General features: G+C 41.9%; 8 protein-coding genes. All 8 read left to right on the top strand.

The window, feature by feature from the left end; translation table 11 throughout:
* Positions 1-16: 16 nt before the first annotated feature.
* The 8 genes from NVS78_RS09970 to NVS78_RS09935 all read left to right on the top strand — a co-directional run bounded on the left by NVS78_RS09970 (position 17) and on the right by NVS78_RS09935 (position 17,263).
* Positions 17-1,498 carry a RagB/SusD family nutrient uptake outer membrane protein gene (locus tag NVS78_RS09970; protein ID WP_286359079.1) on the top strand — a complete coding sequence of 494 codons (1,482 nt, stop codon included), beginning with the start codon at positions 17-19 and terminating at the stop codon, positions 1,496-1,498.
* 29 nt (positions 1,499-1,527) lie between these two features.
* A complete protein-coding gene (locus NVS78_RS09965) occupies positions 1,528-2,220 on the top strand; it encodes a DUF4843 domain-containing protein (RefSeq protein ID WP_286359078.1) in 693 nt (230 codons plus the stop codon).
* Positions 2,221-2,237: 17 nt separating this feature from the next.
* Positions 2,238-3,878 carry a PKD-like family lipoprotein gene (locus tag NVS78_RS09960; RefSeq protein ID WP_286359077.1) on the top strand — a complete coding sequence of 547 codons (1,641 nt, stop codon included), beginning with the start codon at positions 2,238-2,240 and terminating at the stop codon, positions 3,876-3,878.
* A 123-nt stretch (positions 3,879-4,001) separates the two neighbouring features.
* Positions 4,002-6,632 (top strand): zinc-dependent metalloprotease, encoded by a 2,631-nt coding sequence (locus NVS78_RS09955; RefSeq protein WP_286359076.1) that lies wholly within the window; start codon positions 4,002-4,004, stop codon positions 6,630-6,632.
* A 75-nt stretch (positions 6,633-6,707) separates the two neighbouring features.
* A complete protein-coding gene (locus NVS78_RS09950; protein WP_286359075.1) occupies positions 6,708-9,353 on the top strand; it encodes a zinc-dependent metalloprotease in 2,646 nt (881 codons plus the stop codon).
* 32 nt (positions 9,354-9,385) lie between these two features.
* On the top strand, positions 9,386-12,013 hold the full coding sequence (locus tag NVS78_RS09945; protein ID WP_286359074.1) for a zinc-dependent metalloprotease: 2,628 nt from the start codon (positions 9,386-9,388) through the stop codon (positions 12,011-12,013).
* 18 nt (positions 12,014-12,031) lie between these two features.
* Positions 12,032-14,638 carry a zinc-dependent metalloprotease gene (locus tag NVS78_RS09940; RefSeq protein WP_286359073.1) on the top strand — a complete coding sequence of 869 codons (2,607 nt, stop codon included), beginning with the start codon at positions 12,032-12,034 and terminating at the stop codon, positions 14,636-14,638.
* A 33-nt stretch (positions 14,639-14,671) separates the two neighbouring features.
* A complete protein-coding gene (locus NVS78_RS09935; RefSeq protein ID WP_286359072.1) occupies positions 14,672-17,263 on the top strand; it encodes a zinc-dependent metalloprotease in 2,592 nt (863 codons plus the stop codon).
* The last annotated feature ends 95 nt before the right edge of the window (positions 17,264-17,358 follow it).

Here is a 17,358-nt window from a genome sequence, read left to right as displayed (position 1 = left end):
TTAAAAGTTGCAAAATATGAAAAGAGTAAAATATATATTATTTCTTATAAGTATCATCACCTTCATGTCATGTGAAGATTGGTTCGATGTAAAACCTGATAATCAGGTGAGTAGTGATGATCTGTATTCAACGGGCAGCGGTTATCGGATGCAGTTGAATGGTATCTATATGGGGTTGTCAGAAACTTCTTTGTATGGAGAAAACCTGAGCTGGGGGTTTATGGATATTTTAGGACAATACTATACGGAAGAGTGTCTGACGGATGATCAGAAAGATATCAATAATTTTCTTTACAAGGGAAATGTCGTAAAAAGTCTCGCCAGTACGATATGGAGTGAGATGTATCATGTGATAGCCGATTGTAATGACTTGATCGACCATGTATCCAAAGAGAGTGCGAGTGCTTTTGAATTCGGAGAGATAGAGAAGGCAAAAATTTACGGAGAAGCTTTAGCCATGAGGGCGTTCGTGCATTTCGATTTGTTGCGTTTGTTTGCTCCCGCTAAAGATGACGGTAAAAGATACATTCCTTATGTGACGGATATTAACGGTACGATAAATATACCGTTAACCGTGAATCAAACGTTGGAAAGAATCGTGAACGATTTGAAAGAAGCCCAGCCTTTGTTGGTACAATGGGATTCATCCTATGTTATAGAAGATGATCGATCTGTTGTGCGTATAGGTAAAGTTTTAAGAGATACCAGGTTTACGTTGTTTTGGAACGAATACGAGACGAAGGTTGTTTCTTACTTTGAGAAACGCCCGGGATATCGTATGCATTATGCTGCTGCAAGAGCTATTTTAGCCCGGGTTTATTCCTATATGGGATTGCAAAAAGAGGCCTATGACGAAGCCTATGCCGTGTGTAACTTGAAAGAGGATAGGTGGTCGAACCCCTTTGACTTTAATTACGAATGGGATATAGATGGAACAAGTGAAAGTGGAAATAAAAAATTATTAGGTGATGTTATCATGGCATTTTATAACGAGAAAAATGCGGATAATTTTAAACCTTACCTGAGTACGACCCCTCTTTATTACAGGAATCTGAATGGATTGTTCAGCGGAGATGCTTTGGGAAGTGACGTGCGTTATCTCTATCTGACTATGAATTATCGGGACGGTGGTCGTGTTTCCGTGAAGAACAGACAAGGAACTACCGATGTAGAAGCTATTCCGGTGATTCGTAAGGCCGAATTGTATTATATCATGGGCGAGTATTTGGCATCGCACGGAGACGTTGAGGGAGCCTGTACGTTGTTGCAGGAGATTAAAGAAAGGCGGAATGATATCACCCTTTGGCCGAATATCAATAACGCCACGGAGTTCATGGACTTTATGCTGATTGATGCCCGGAGAGAGTTTATGGGTGAGGGACAGTCTTTCTTTATGTACAAGCGATTAAATCGTTCCTTGTGGGACGGTGCCAGTTCGATAGATCTGACAGGACGGAGCTATTTACCGATACCTGATAGTGAAAACGTATTATTATGACGTTAATTAATAAATTAAAATGTAGTATTATGAGATATATATTCATATTAACAATACTGTTTTCCGTTTTTTATTCCTGTAGTGAAGATAAATTGGATACATACGATGCGGAACGGTACGTTTATTTTTCCAATACTTCCGCTGATAGTATCGTAGAATCGTTTTTCTTTTATCCCGGGGCAAACAGTCGAGAGGTAAAGATAGAGATCGGTTATGCCGGGAAAGAGATTACGGGTAATTGTAAGTATCGGATAGAAGTAGATCAGGATTTGACGACTGCGGCTGCAAATGACTATAGTTTCAACAATGATCAAGTCTGGGAGGCCGGGAAGGATAAGGATACCCTCGTACTTACGTTAAACAAGACTCCTAATTTGGACAATAAACGCGTACGTTTGGTTTTGAAGATTGTTGCAAGTGATGATTTTCATGTCGGTCCTCTCGCGAATACGAGGTTGATCGTCAATTTTACCTCGATGGCCATTACACCTACCTGGTGGGATGAGCGTATCAGTTCTTCTTATTTGGGCAGATATACGGAGACTAAATATGCCGAGTTTATCAAAGCAACAGGTATAAGCAGCATGGAGAACATGAGTGCAAGTGACAAGAGGTATTATTCATTGAAGTTCAAATATTATTTGATTAATATCAAGAATGAGACGGGTAAGCCGGTTATGGATGAAGGAAATGTAGAGATGACAGTTCCTGTTTTGGGTTAATTATAAATTGATATGATATGAAAATGAGAATATTATTAGCCTTATTCCTTTTTGTTTCTCTTTATAGCTGTTATGAAGATAAAGGGAATTATAATTACAAGGCCATCAATGAAGTTCAAATAACGAGTTTTATAACGAATGAATCGGATTACGATTCTGAGGGGGGGTATTCGATCGGTTCTACGGTAAAAGTCTCTCCCGAATTGACATTTGCATTGGATGAAGAGAATGTGCGTTTGGGCTTTCAATGGGTTTTGTTCGGTGAAGTGGTTAGCAGGGAGAGAGAATTGGTGTGGATTGCCGATACGGCCGGATGGTTTTCTGGGAGAGACTGTTATCTTATTATCCAGGATAGCGTGAGCGGTTTGGAATTCGTGTCCGGTATATATTCCAATGATGCAAATGCAGGATTGCAGTTGTACATTCGGTCGGATGATTTGACGGGCGGATGGATGATTGTAACTAAACGGAACGGTGACTACGTGATTGACTATGCCAATATCGAACATCGTCGTGATCCGGTAACAGGTGAGTATGTTGCCGTACCTTATACCATCGAAAATGTTTTTGCGGAACGAAATATGGGATTGGAATTGGGCGGAGAGATAAAGGATCTCGAGTGTTTCTTCGTGGAGCGAGGTTTTATGACGCCTTGCCAGGTTTTGATCTTGCAGGAGGGGGGTATCGGACCGGTTTATGTTGACGGTGCGACTTTCCAAAAGAGTATATCCTTGGCAGATGAATTTGTGGGAGCAAGTTTACCGCAGGGGGTGAATTTTGCCAGGGCTTACGATAAACCGAAAGGAACTATTCTGCTTACCGATGACGGACAAGTGTATTTGAGAAGAAAAGATGATCCGGATGCTTATTTCACCGGAAAATTCCCGGATTTTTCTGTAGCTATCGAAAAAGGAATGGATGCCGGCCCGTTTGCCTCTTATCGCTATGATGAGTTGGTTGGTTTGACATTCGATAAGAAAAACAATCGCTTCCTGATGTTACAGGATCGTTTCGAATATTATGACGGAGCTGTTGAGGGCGGTGTGATTTCTCAGGTGTATCAGGCACCGTCCGAGGAGTTTACCATGATGAATAATATGGGTGATGTGGAGATGCTTTATTACGGTAGTTATAAAGATGGGGACGACTTGAGATATTTCGTTATGTATAAAAATAACAATCCGGGAAAGGATGGAAAATATTACTATATGATATTCAAGTATCATAGAGATTGGGAAACCGGATTGTGGGAAGTAATTCCGTTGATAGAAAAAGTTTTCCCGAGTAGCGAGTTGTTAGATGGAAAGAATGTATTCGCAATTTCTCCTCGAGAGAAACAGTATTTCCTGTTTTCGGGAGGTGATCAGCATGATAAGTTGTATGGTTATATGTTTTCGGGAGACGAGGGTGGTGTTGCCAACGCAAGATTGCTTTATGACTTTAAAGGAGCCACGATTAAAAGTATCGAGGTAACTGACCTATCGAGTCGGGCCGTGTACATAGGAATTGGTTTGTCGAACGGGAAATTGTGTGAAATGGGCATTGCAGCCGATGCTTTTATCAATGGTGTTACAGAGGATTACATTGATTTTTATCCTCAAGATTTCGGTGATATTCAGTTTATAAGACAATTAAGAACAAATAGTAATCAGTGGTAAAAATAGAAGGGAGAGAGCTTTATGCTCTTTCCCTATTTCAATATCGGGTGCGTGTATGTTATGTGAATCGATTTTCTGGTAATAGAACCGGAATTAACTGTTAAAATTATTAAATAAAAAAGTATGAGGAACAAGACGATTTTTTTTCTGATCGTTGCATTTTTATTGCCCTGTATCGGTATGGCAGGTAGTAAAAAAGACAAAAAGACTAAAAAAGAGACTCCTTACCAACGGCTATTTAAGGATAAAAAGTATAAGACGGTAAAGGGGGTGATTACTATTCACAAAATGGACGATAAGGTCTATTTTGAAATTCCTTTACAGGTATTGGGGAGAGAGATGTTACTGGGCTCCACGATCACGGAGATTACCAGTAATTTATTCGGTAGTGTGGGAGAGAAACCTTTCGATCCGCTTCATGTGGTGTTTGTAAAGGATGATTCGGCCACCGTCAGTTTACGGGAGGTTAATTCTATTCAGACTACCAATACCGAGCGGTACAAGAAATTGATGAGCGAAGGAAGTATGCCGGCAACCATGGAGAGTTTTGAAGTAAAAGCTTATACTCCTGACAGTTCTGCCGTCGTCATAGATGTGACGCGATTCCTGCTTAGCGATAAGGGGGAGTTGAGTCCTTTTACTCCGTGGAGTCCGATCTTGATGATGAATCGGGATATGAAGATGGAAAAACAGTATAAAAATCAACTATCCTGTGTCGGTGAGGTTAAATCTTTTGAAGATAATTTTAGTGTTCAGTCTTTGTTGACTTACGAGATGAGTGTGCGGGACAGATGGTTTTATTATTTATACAAGATGCCTTTTTCGGTCGTTATGACCCGTAGTTTTTTGTTTTTACCGGAGACTCCGATGCGTCCTCGCCCGGCTGATCCTCGTATCGGTATTTTCGTGGGAGGGAAATATGCTTTTAACGAGGGAGAACAGACCCAAATTGATTATTATGCTACTCGTTGGAGATTAGAGCCTAAGGACAGGGAGGCTTACGAGAGGGGAGAGTTGGTAGAACCGATAAAACCTATTGTTTTTTATGTGGATAACGCTTTCCCTGAAAACTGGAAAAAGTACGTGAAAAAAGGAGTGGAAGAGTGGAAGGCTGCTTTCGAGAAGATCGGTTTTAAAAACGCTATTGTAGCCAAAGATTTTCCGACAGACGATCCGAATTTCGATCCGGACAATCTGAAGTATTCCTGCGTGCGTTATTCTCCTTCGCCGATAGCTAATGCTATGGGACCTTCTTGGACAGACCCGAGAAGTGGCGAGATCATCCAGGCTAACATTTCGGTTTACCATAATTTGATCCAGTTAGTTCAGGATTGGCGTTTTTTGCAGACAGCCGCAGCTGATCCTTCGGTCAGAAAGGTGGATATGGATGAAGAGACATTGGGAGATTGTATCCGTTATGTTATTTCTCACGAAGTGGGACACACTTTGGGATTTATGCATAACATGGCTGCCTCGGCTGCCATTCCGACGGACTCTTTGCGTTCTCCGTCTTTCACGCAAAAATACGGTACGACTTATTCTATTATGGACTACGCCCGTAACAATTACGTGGCACAACCGGGCGATGCCGCCCGCGGCGTGCGGATGACACCTCCCGTATTGGGACTTTACGATTATTACCTGATCCATTGGTTGTATACACCTATATATTCAGCTCGATCCTCAAAAGAAGAGGTTCCTGTACTGGACAGATGGATTTCTGAAAAATCGGGAGATCCTGTTTACCGTTACGGGAAACAACAGATTTTAGCGCATTATGATCCGAGTTCCTTCGAAGAAGACTTGGGTGAGGATCCAGTTAAGTCGGCTACTTATGGTGTGCAAAATTTGAAGTATATCCTAAAACATTTGAATGAATGGACGGCTGCCGATGATAAGGATTTCAGTTTCCGGCAAAATATGTACAACGAGTTGTTGTATCAATATATCCGTTACATGAATCATGTATTGGCCAATATCGGTGGAGTATATTTGAACGAACGTTATGACGGAGACCTGCGTCCGAGTTTTGCTATCGTGGCGAAGGAGAGACAAAAACAAGCCCTTCGTTTCATGCTCGAACAAGTAAGGGATATGGAGTGGATTGACGATAAGGATTTTCAGGCAGAGATGCCGATTATGGGGACTTTTGCGCAGACCATTCAGGATATCGTATTGCCTGCCGTTTTGAATCGTACTGGAATCGTGGCTTTCGGGACGAAGTATACGAAAGAGATTGAACCCTATACTCCTGAAGAGTATTTCAATGATATTTATGAATTTGTTTTTGCCCCGACGAAAGCAGGTAAAGATTTGACCGGGGCGGAACGGAAACTTCAAATGGCGTTGTTGTCGGAATTGATCAAGGGATCCGGAGCAACAAGCACTCAATTAGGATCCGGTGGAGGCATAGGATTCCGGGATCGGAATCTGATCACCGTTCCGGAAACTATACTTGCGAAGAGCAGAGATACCTATGGATTTACAGGGGAGTACGATTCGGGATTGCTGCGGAATCGTTTCATGGTAAAAAATGAGTTGCAGAATCGGTTCGATACTCCTCGGGTGGGAATAAATGGATTCAGTTTTTGGGTTCAACTGCCTATAGAGAACTATTCAATGGAACCTCTTTATTTGTCGACTTTGCAACAAACGTTAAGTTTATTGAAAACCAGAGCGAATACAGGTTCAAAAGAGACCCGGCAACATTACGAGTTACTGATTCATAAAGTAGAACAAGCTTTAGGCAAATAATCATCGAATAGATTCAGCAGAGTTTGATTTTTCGGATGAATGCGAAAAATAAAGTGAATAAAATAAGTAGAAATTATGAGAAAAGTTATATATGTCATATCTCTTTTTGCTCTTCTTTTTGCGTTTTCAATGGAAGTCGACGCGAGTAACCGTAAAAAGAAAAAAGAGAAGAAAGATAAAGAGCAGGTAGAGGAATTGACTCCATACCAGAAATTATTTAAAGATAAGAAAGTAACTACCGTAAAAGGATTGATGACCGTACACCAGGTAGATAAAAAGGTGTACGTGGAATTTCCTCTTCGCTTGTTGGAGAAAGATATGTTATTGGCTTCTACTATAGACAAGATTACCGATAACGGCGAAGGTTCCGTGGGAGAATTTGTCGGAGGAGGTTTTACCCTGCGTTTTATACGTCGGGATTCCGTTATTCAGGCACGGATGGCTGTTGAAACGGATTTTTTACCGGTAGCTCCTTCCAATAGCAGTAAAGATCCGGCTATAGAGAAAGCCTTGGAGCAATCCTCCTTACCGGGAGTCTTTGGTACGTATAAGATCGAGGCCTGGACTCCGGATAGTTCGGCCGTGGTTATCGAATTGACCCCTTTGTTTACGAAACATTCCATTTATACCAATCCGTTTCCTCCCTATGCACCGAATGCGATGTTCGGTTTTATCGGGCGGAGACATAAGTTGCAGGAGAACCGTACGCGTTTGAAAGGGATTAAAGCCTATGACAGCAACATCGTGGTAAAATGCGAACAGGGATACGATGTGGATTATTTGGGATTTTTCGGTGGTTATCTGGCACAGGACGTGAAGATTTCGGTAATTAGTAACAAAATATTGATGTTATTGCCGGAAGAACCCATGATGCCTCGCCTTTCGGACTCCCGTATCGGTGTAAATTACGTGATGAGTAATGATTTTACCAGTCCGATGAAGGGATTGGAAAGGGTGTATTATACCAGTCGTTGGCGGATTCTGCCTTCCGATCCGGAGGCTTACAAAAGAGGCGAATTGGTAGAACCTACGAAACCGATTGTATTTTATATGGATACGATTATGCCTCAGGCATGGAAAAAATACATCAAAGCGGGATTGGAAGAGTGGAACGGAGCTTTTGAAAAAATCGGTTTTAAAAACGTGATAGAGGTTCGGGACTTCCCGAAAGACGATCCGGATTTTGATCCGCTTAATATTGAATATTCTGTAATTCGTTATGTTCCAGTTAATTGGTTTGTGGCAATGAACCATAGGGTCGTGGATCCCCGTACGGGAGAAATTTTAAGTATGTCTATTTGTATTCCGGATAATTTTATCGGTGGTTTGTACGGAGAGAGGGTTCTTTCCACGATGAATGCGGATCCTTCCGTACGTCGGGCGAAACTGACCGAAGAGCAGTTGGGGGAGATGATTCGTTTGGAGATGGCTTCTATCATGGGATTTAATCTCGGTTTAATATACAATTGTGCGGCCTCTGCCGTCTATCCTGTCGACTCTTTACGTTCGGCTTCGTTTACGCAAAAGTACGGGTTGAGTCCCTCCGTTATGGATATCGTTCCGAGTAATTATATCGCTCAACCGGGAGATGTCGAGAAGGGGGTAAGGATGACGAATAAAGGTATCGGCGAATACGATGAATATGCTATTAAATGGTTGTATAAACCGATAGAAGGAGCCCGGACCCCTCAAGATGAAAAGGTTACTTTGGACCGTTGGATCAAAGAGTCCAGGAATAATCCGAATTGCCGTTATCGTTTGTTTGAATATTACGGTGCTTTTGATCCTTCCGTGTTCCTTTCCGATTTGGGAGACGATCAGGTTAAGGCGTTCGAGTATTTTCTTCAGAATATGAAAGGGGCGCTGGCTCATTTTTACGAGTGGTATAAAGAAGATGACAGGGATATGTCGAAACGGGCAGGTATTTATGAAGGTTTGTGTTCGAATTTAGGTGGAAATCAACTGGTTCAATTATCCAGTTTTATAGGTGGAATCCGGATGATTGAGGCCAATGCGGATGAAGATGTGAAGAAATACGAAATGCTTCCGAAAGAAGAACAACGGAAGATGGTGCACTATTTATTGAATTTCTCTAAAGATCTTTCCTGGCTGGAAGATCTGGATCTGATCCGTCAAATGGGACCGGGGCGCGGTTCTATGGTGGATGCTATGCATAGTACGGTTTTCGGTCTTCTCTATTCTAAAATGGGGCGTTTGAAACTATGTGAAGCCAAGTTCGCGAATGCGTATACTTCGAATGAACTTTTGAAAGATATTTATCAATTCGTCTGGGAAGGGACTTTAAAGAATCGTCCTTTGACCAAAGAGGAGATGAAATTACAAACTTCTTATTTGGCGATGGCATTGAAGAATTCGACTTTGGGCGAATCGGCTGCAACCTTGAAAGCTTCAGGCGATAGGTTATTTACAACAAACCAGTTGGCCTGGAATACCAGTTTGAAAAACGAGATGCGGATGAAAGGAAATAGTCCTATTCATAAAAATAGATTCGAAATGGAAAATCCGGTCCGTGAAGTAGGGGCTTATTGGCTGCCTTGGTGGATTCGTGTTTCGGATTACCCGACTTCTCATGAATTTTATGCGATGGTTTTGCAGGTACAAGACTTATTGAAAAAGGCGAGCGTAAAAAGTTCGGGAGAGACAAAACAGCATTATGATTACTTACTCTATAAGATTAAGAAATCTTTAGAGAAGAAATAGTTAACGGGTAAAATGTTTAAATAAATGAACAAATGAGAAGCAGAATAATATATTTATTGGTAATTGTTTTGTTACTGCCTTGTATGGCGCATGCTCGGAAGAAAAAGGAGAATCCGAAAGAGGCAGTAACGGAAAGAAAAGACAACCGTTACGAGGAGTTATTCAGAGATAAGGCCTGCGAAACGGTGAAAGGCTTGCTTACTTTGCATAAGGTAGACGGCAAGATCTATTTTGAAATTCCCACGAAATTGATGAATCGGGAAATGTTATTGGGATCCACGATTTCGGGAACCACGGACAATATGTTCGGTAGTATAGGAGAACGCCCTTCAGATCCTCTGTTGGTAACCTTTACTCAGAAAGATTCGACCTTGGTCAGTTTGGGTTTGATTCAGACGACTTACATGACCGAGAATGAAAAATTGAAGGATCGTATGAATCGGGGAAATATTCCGGCGGTCATTAAAAACTTCGAAATTAAGGCTTATACTCCGGATAGTACGGCAGTTGTTGTCGATATGACGGATTTTTTATTGAGCGATGACGAGACATTACCCTCTTTTTCTCCCTGGTCTCCGATTTTGTCCATGATGTGGGGGAGCCCTCTGAATAAGAATTTTATGCGGGAAGAGTCTCAGGTATTGAAGATAAAAGCTTTCGAGGATAACGTAACGGTTCAATCCCAATTGGCATTCCGCTTATCTGCTGAAACTTCGTATTTCCGTTATTGTTCGGACAAACCGGTTACGCAGATCATGACTCGTAATTTTATCCTTTTGCCCGAAACTCCTGCACGTCCTCGTTATGCAGACCCGCGTATCGGTGTATTCTATCAGGGAATGTATGAAATGGGAGATCCGAAGAAAGGAATGGATGTTTTGTATTATGCCACCCGTTGGAGATTGGAACCTACCGACGAGGAGGCTTTCCGGCGGGGTGAGTTGGTGGAACCTAAAAAGCCGATTGTATTTTACGTGGATAATGCCTTTCCCGATCAGTGGAAAAAATACATTAAAGAAGGTATTTGCGAGTGGAATGCTGCTTTTGAGAAAATAGGGTTTAAGAATGTAATGCGTGCGGAAGATTTTCCGACAAACGATCCTGATTTTGATCCGGATAACCTGAAGTATTCATGTATTCGTTACTCTCCTTCTATCGTTGCGAATGCCATGGGGCCCTCCTGGACGGATCCTCGTACGGGAGAGATTTTAAATGCTTCCGTGTACGTGTATCATAATTTGGTGGAGCTGGTCCAGGATTGGCGGTTTTTACAGACTGCCGCCGCAGATCCTTCCGTCAGAAAAATCCGGTTGGATGACAAGGATTTCGGTGAATGTTTGCGTTATGTATTGGCTCATGAAATCGGGCATACGTTGGGTTTGATGCATAATATGTCTGCTTCGGCAGCTATTCCGACGGACTCTTTACGCTCTCCGTCGTTTACACAGAAATACGGAACAACCTATTCTATTATGGATTATGCCCGTAATAACTATGTGGCCCAGCCTGGAGATGCCGCTCGCGGCGTGAAAATGACACCTCCGCATTTGGGATTGTATGATTATTATGTTATCGAGTGGCTATATAAGCCCCTGCTTGATATAAGGACTGCCAGAGAAGAGATTCCTGTTTTGGATCAGTTTATTACGGAAAGGTCCGATAATCCTGTTTATCGTTATGGTAAACAACAATTTTGGGATTATTACGATCCTCGGGCCATGGAAGAAGATTTAGGGGAAGATCCCGTGAAATCTGCCACTTATGGAGTAAAAAACTTGAAATATGTTTTAAAGCATATGGACGAATGGGTAAAGGATGAGGATAAGGATTACAGATTCCGTAAAAATATGTTGAATGAAGTGCGTTATCAATTTGCCCGTTATTTGAATCATGTGATGTGTAATTTGGGTGGTCTTTATTTGAACGAAAGATATGAAAACGATAAGGTCCCGGCTTACGGTGTGGTATCCCGGGAAAGACAAAAGAATGCCTTGCGTTTTATGCTGGAACAGGCCCGGGATCTTTCCTGGTTGGATGATATGAAGGAATTGCCTTTAGGACGGGAAGTTGCGGAAGAGTTTCAAAAAGATATTCTTCGCGGTCTTCTTATGATTATCCATAAGGTTGCGATGACACAAACCTTTTCCGACGAAAAGAAACCTTTCAGTAGAGAGGAGTATTTGAACGATCTGTATGATTTTGTAATGACTCCGACCTTGCAAGGGAAGAAACTCACGAAGGGTGAACAGAGTCTGCAAAAAGGTTTGTTAGCGGCATTGCTGGAGGCATCCGGTGCACAGAAAAAAGACATGGGGATGAATCCTTTCGGATGGAACCTGAAAACGCCGTTTGTACGGGTGCCGGAAAGCGTAAAAGCTTTGAGCAGGGAGAAATATGGGGAGATCGGAGAGGATGTGATGGGACGTTTCACGAACAGAAGAACATGGGGTGAACAACGGAATATGCAACGTCCGGCAGAGGTTTCCGGATTTGGAAATCCTTTCTTCCTCTTTAAAACTTTTCCGATGGAACCGGATAATTACTCTTTGTTACGGAAAATGTATTCCGCTTTTAAGGGTAAACAAAACGTAGGGACTCCTGAGATGCAACAATACTATAAATTAATGGTGCGTCAAATGGATAATATTTTCAATGATTGAGGTATAAAATAGAAAGTTATGAAAAAGATCATATATATACTGTTTCTTTTTACTCTTGCGTTTGGCGTGTGTGATGCTTCTGCCGGGGAACGAAAGAAGAAAAAAGAAAACAAAAAGAAAAAAGAGTTGACCGCCTACCAGAAACTATTCGATGGTAAGCAGGTTCAAACGGCTCGTGGTTTAATGACCCTTCATAAAATCGGCGATAAAGTTTACGTGGAATTTCCGATGAACTTGTTGAATAAGGAGATGTTGTTTACCTCTTCCGTGGAAAGAATCAGCGATAGCGGAGAGAGTGCCGTGGGAGAGTTTTCCGGCCCCGGAGTACCATTGAAATTTACCCGTATGGATTCTGTTCTTCAGGCCAGGTTATTGCTTATGAATCCTTTAAGAAACATGACGGACGATTTAGGTGTCAACGAAGCCTTTAATCGCTCGGCGATGCCCGGAGTATACGGGAGTTATAAGATCGAAGCGTGGACTCCGGATAGTAGTGCCGTAGTGGTGGATATGACTTCATTGTTTATGTCTCACAGTGTTTATACGACGCCCTTTACGGACTATGCCGGAAATTCATTTTTTGGTTTTGCCGTGCGGGATCATAAATTTCAGGAAGATCGTAATTTTTTGAAAGGAGTAAAAGCTTATCCGACGAATGTTGCGGTGACTTGTGAGATGGGATACAATGTGGATATTTACTTTTTCGGTATGTTCCTTATGGCAAAAGATATGAAGGTATCTATCGAGGCCAATCGGATATTGATGCTTTTGCCGGAAGAAGTGATGTTACCTCGTCTGGCGGATTACCGTGTAAATGTGGAATATAACCGGGAAAGCGGTTTCGAATCTTCCATGAAGGGCGTGAAATCGGTATATTTCACGAATCGTTGGCGTATGGAACCTTCTGATCCGGAAGCTTACCGGGAAGGAAAGACGGTGGAACCTAAAAAACCCATTGTTTTTTATATCGATACGTTAATGCCTGAATCTATAAAACCTTACGTGATAGCCGGTGTTAAGGAGTGGAATGCAGCTTTTGAGAAAATCGGTTTTAAAAATGCGATTCAAGTGAAAGATTGTCCGAAGGATGACCCTGATTTCGATATGGCAGACGTGAGTCATTCTACTATTTTGTATGCTCCGATTAAGATGTATGATGTAAAATCTCAGAAATATTGTGATCCTCGTACGGGAGAGATTTTATCGGCTTCTATTCTTATTCCGGTGGGTTATGTTCCTACTTATGAATTGAAAATGAGTATGATGTCTGTCAATCCTCAAGTTCGTAATAATTATATTCCGGTAGAGGTTTATGGAGATGTGATTAAATCCGATGTAGCTAAACAGATGGGGATTTGTTTAGGATTTACTGATAATTTCATGGCTTCTTCTGTCTATCCGGTAGATTCGTTGCGTTCTGCGACGTTTACTCAAACCCACGGATTGACGCCTTCCGTTATGGATCTCGTGGCTTGTAACTATATCGCGCAACCCGGAGATATGGAAAAAGGGGTCCGTATGTTTTCCAAAGGAATAGGCGAGTTTGATTATTTTACCGTTAAATGGTTGTATCAACCTATAGACGGGACAGTGAAACCGCAGGATGAAACAGAGGTATTAAACCGGTGGATTATCGATGCTAAAAAAGAACTCAATTATAGGTACAGTCCCATGATATGGAGTTTCTACCGTTTGTTGGGAGATCCTCGCCGAAACTGGGGAGATTTGGGAGACGATCCGATGAAATCCCTCGAATACAGGATCAGTAATGTCAAATATGCCATGAAACATTTCAGGGAGTGGTTCAAGGATGATGATAAAGATTTGCGTATAAGGACTTCTCTTCATTCCTCTTTTTCCAGTCTGATATCGAATGAAATGAATAACTTATTGGGATACGTGGGGGGAATCTACCTGAATGAGGTTACTGCAGACGAGGATATGCCGACTTTTACCGTTGTGCCCAAGGAGCGTCAACAAGAGATCGTACGTTATGTTTTGGATATATCTAAAAAGTTCGGATGGATGGATGATAAAGAGTATATAAAAGAGACCGGATTGGGTTATGCAACGGTTCCTTCCCAGGAGATACAGTTAGCTATTATCGGTGGTTTGCTCGGTAAGGTCGGTGATCTGAAATTATGTGCTGAAAAATCGGACGATGCTTATACTCCGGATGAATTTTTGGATGACCTATATGCCTATATTTGGGAGGGAACGTTGAAGAAACGTGTATTGACAGAGGATGAGCGATTTTTACAGAGGAGTTTTGTTGGTATGGTTATGGCTTCTTCCGCTGTTGCTGAATCTCCGGCTTCTTTTGAAAAAGAACAACAGAGATTCCCCTTTATTACCAGTCAAAACTTGGTTTGCTGGAAACCGGATACGCGAGAATTTAATCGAATGGAGCAAAAGTGGAGGAACAATTATTTGCCATCGCAACGTAGCGGCTATCATGGTTATGTCGCAACAGCGAAAGGATACAATGCGGCTCCGGAATATTATTCTATGTTGGTGCGAATCCAAAAATTATTGCAAGGGGCTGTTCTTTCCAGTAGCGGCGATACGAAAGCCCATTACGAATACTTGTTATACCGTATTCGTAAAGCCATGTCTAAGAAATAAACAATAGGTAATAAAGTTAAAAAAAGAAATATCATGAAAAACAACACGATTATTATACTGTTAGTTGTTTTGTTGATGCCATTCCTTGCAGAGGCTCAGAAAAAGAAGGGGAAGAAGGGTAAAGGAGAAATAGAGCAAGAGGTAAAAGCACCTAAGAAGGAATCGGCTTATGACAAACTTTTTAAGGATAAAGCTCACGAGAGTGCGAAAGGGTTGATGACGGTTCATAAAATAGACGGTAGGGTTTATTTTGAGATACCTTTGAATTTGTTGGGTAAAGAGATGTTGATCGGATCTGCGATTGCCGAGAATTCGAGTAGTTTGTTCGGGGCGGTGGGAGAAAAACCGCATGAACCTCTTCACGTTGTTTTTACTCGTACGGATTCTTTATTGAATTTACGTGAGGCAAACTCCATGCATACGACGGATAACGAACGGATGCGTAAAAACGTGGAGTTAAGTGCTATTCAGGCCGTTATTAAGAATTTTGAAATAAAAGCTTATTCTCCGGATAGTACGGCCGTGGTCATCGATATGACGGATTTTTTGACTAATGAAAATGAGAAGTTGGATCCTTTTTCTCCATGGATGCCGATTTTAATGGAGTATTGGAGAGATGCCAGATTGGAAAAAGAGTTTCAGCAAGAACATACCCAGATCGGGAAAATCAGTGCGTTTGAAAATAACGTGAACGTACAGACCTCTTTTACTTATACGGTAAGTATTAATGCCGATAGCTGGTATTGGCTTTATAAAATGCCTTATACGGCAACCATGAGCCGGACGTTCCTTTTGTTACCGGAACAACCGATGCGTTCCCGTATTGCCGATCCCCGGATTGGAATATTCTTCGGAGGAAAGTATTTGTATGGAGATAAGGATAGGGGGGTGGAAGTGGTTTATGATGCCAATCGTTGGCGTTTGGAACCGAAAGATGTGGAGGCTTATAAACGGGGTGAGTTAGTTGAACCGATAAAACCCATTGTTTTCTATGTGGACGATAATTTCCCTGCGACGTGGAAGGAATATGTAAAGGCTGGTATCGAGGAATGGCAGGCGGCTTTCGAAAAAATCGGTTTTAAAAATGCGATTATTGCCAAGGATTTTCCTAAAGACGATCCCGATTTTGATCCGGAGAATCTGAATTACTCGTGTGTACGTTATTCTCCTTCCTCTGTTGCCAACGCCATGGGGCCCTCTTGGACAGATCCGAGAAGCGGAGAGATCCTGCAAGCTAACGTATCGGTGTATCATAACCTCATCCAATTGGTGCAGGATTGGCGTTTCTTACAGACGTCTCCGGCGGATCCTTCTGTCCGTAAGATGCAATTGGACAACGCTACAGTTGGAGATTGTATTCGTTACGTAATTGCTCATGAGATAGGCCATTGTTTAGGATTAATGCATAACATGGCAGCTTCGGCGGCTATCCCGACGGATTCTTTGCGTTCCCCGTCATTCACGCAGAAGTACGGCACGACTTATTCTATTATGGATTATGCCCGTAACAATTACGTGGCTCAACCGGGAGATGCTGCTCGTGGTGTGAAGATGACACCCCCTAATTTGGGATTATATGATTATTATGCCATCAAATGGTTGTATACGTTCCTTCCGGATGCCCAAACGGCTAAGGATGAGCTTCCGACATTGGAACGTTGGATTTCCGATAAATCGGGAGACCCGATTTATCGTTATGGAAAACAACAAATTTGGGCACATTATGATCCGAGTTCGTTCGAGGAGGATTTGGGAGACGATGCAATCAAATCAGCGACTTATGGGGTAAAGAATCTTAAATATGTACTGGCTCATTTAAACGAGTGGACGGCCGGGGAAGATTTGGATTACTCTTTCCGAGAAAGGATGTATAACGAGATCGTATACCAGTATGTACGTTATCTGAATCATGTGGCTGCCAATATCGGAGGAATTTATTTGAATGAGAGTTATCAGGGAGATAAACGTCCGAATTACGCTTTTGTTCCGCGTGAGAAACAAAAACGGGCGTTGAGATTTTTATTAAATCAGATAAAGGATGCCGGATGGTTGGAGAATCCTGATTTTCAAAAAGAGATGCCTTTGATGGGAAATATTTCCAGGGAGTTGGAAGATAAAATTATGAGCGGGATTTTAGGACGATTGGAGGCTGTCGCTTATTGTGCGGAGAAGGCTCCTGCCAATCAGGTATACACGTCTTCAGACTATTTAAACGATTTGTATGATTTTATTTTTATGCCTACCAAACAAGGAAAAACCTTGTCTAACGTCGAAAAGAAAATGCAATTGGCTCTTTTGAGTCAGGTGATCGGCGGTGCCAACGTGGAAAAAAACTCTAAAGATGGAGGAGGTCGCGGGCGCATGATTGTAGAGGTTCCCGAGAACGTTAGGGCCAAAAGTCTGGAATATTACGGGCAGGTGATGGGAAATAAAGGGCCGGCGGATAAGCAGGGATTCAGCTATTACGTAGATATTCAGATGGGTAATGCGGATATGGCTCCTTACTATTACGATTTAATGAAAAAGACGTTGAATCTGTTGAAAAACCAGGCGATGACCGGTTCTTCAGACACTCGGCTTCATTATAAATTACTGATCCATAAATTGGAACAGGCTCTAAATTAATGTTTCTTCTTTAGTTTTTCCTTGTCGTTATTCATGAAATTTAGAATGACGACAAGGAAAACCCGATGAAAGGATGTTCAATAACTAAAATTTAA

It is taken from the genome of Gabonibacter chumensis, assembly GCF_024741215.1.
GTDB lineage: Bacteria > Bacteroidota > Bacteroidia > Bacteroidales > Marinifilaceae > Gabonibacter > Gabonibacter massiliensis.
This window is presented reverse-complemented; position numbering and strand designations above follow the sequence as displayed.

Bases quoted from the DNA above. Each gene is read 5' to 3' on its own strand.
- NVS78_RS09970 (WP_286359079.1), top strand. From the start codon at position 17: ATGAAAAGAGTAAAATATATATTATTTCTTATAAGTATCATCACCTTC.
- NVS78_RS09965 (WP_286359078.1), top strand. From the start codon at position 1,528: ATGAGATATATATTCATATTAACAATACTGTTTTCCGTTTTTTATTCC.
- NVS78_RS09960 (WP_286359077.1), top strand. From the start codon at position 2,238: ATGAAAATGAGAATATTATTAGCCTTATTCCTTTTTGTTTCTCTTTAT.
- NVS78_RS09955 (WP_286359076.1), top strand. From the start codon at position 4,002: ATGAGGAACAAGACGATTTTTTTTCTGATCGTTGCATTTTTATTGCCC.
- NVS78_RS09950 (WP_286359075.1), top strand. From the start codon at position 6,708: ATGAGAAAAGTTATATATGTCATATCTCTTTTTGCTCTTCTTTTTGCG.
- NVS78_RS09945 (WP_286359074.1), top strand. From the start codon at position 9,386: ATGAGAAGCAGAATAATATATTTATTGGTAATTGTTTTGTTACTGCCT.
- NVS78_RS09940 (WP_286359073.1), top strand. From the start codon at position 12,032: ATGAAAAAGATCATATATATACTGTTTCTTTTTACTCTTGCGTTTGGC.
- NVS78_RS09935 (WP_286359072.1), top strand. From the start codon at position 14,672: ATGAAAAACAACACGATTATTATACTGTTAGTTGTTTTGTTGATGCCA.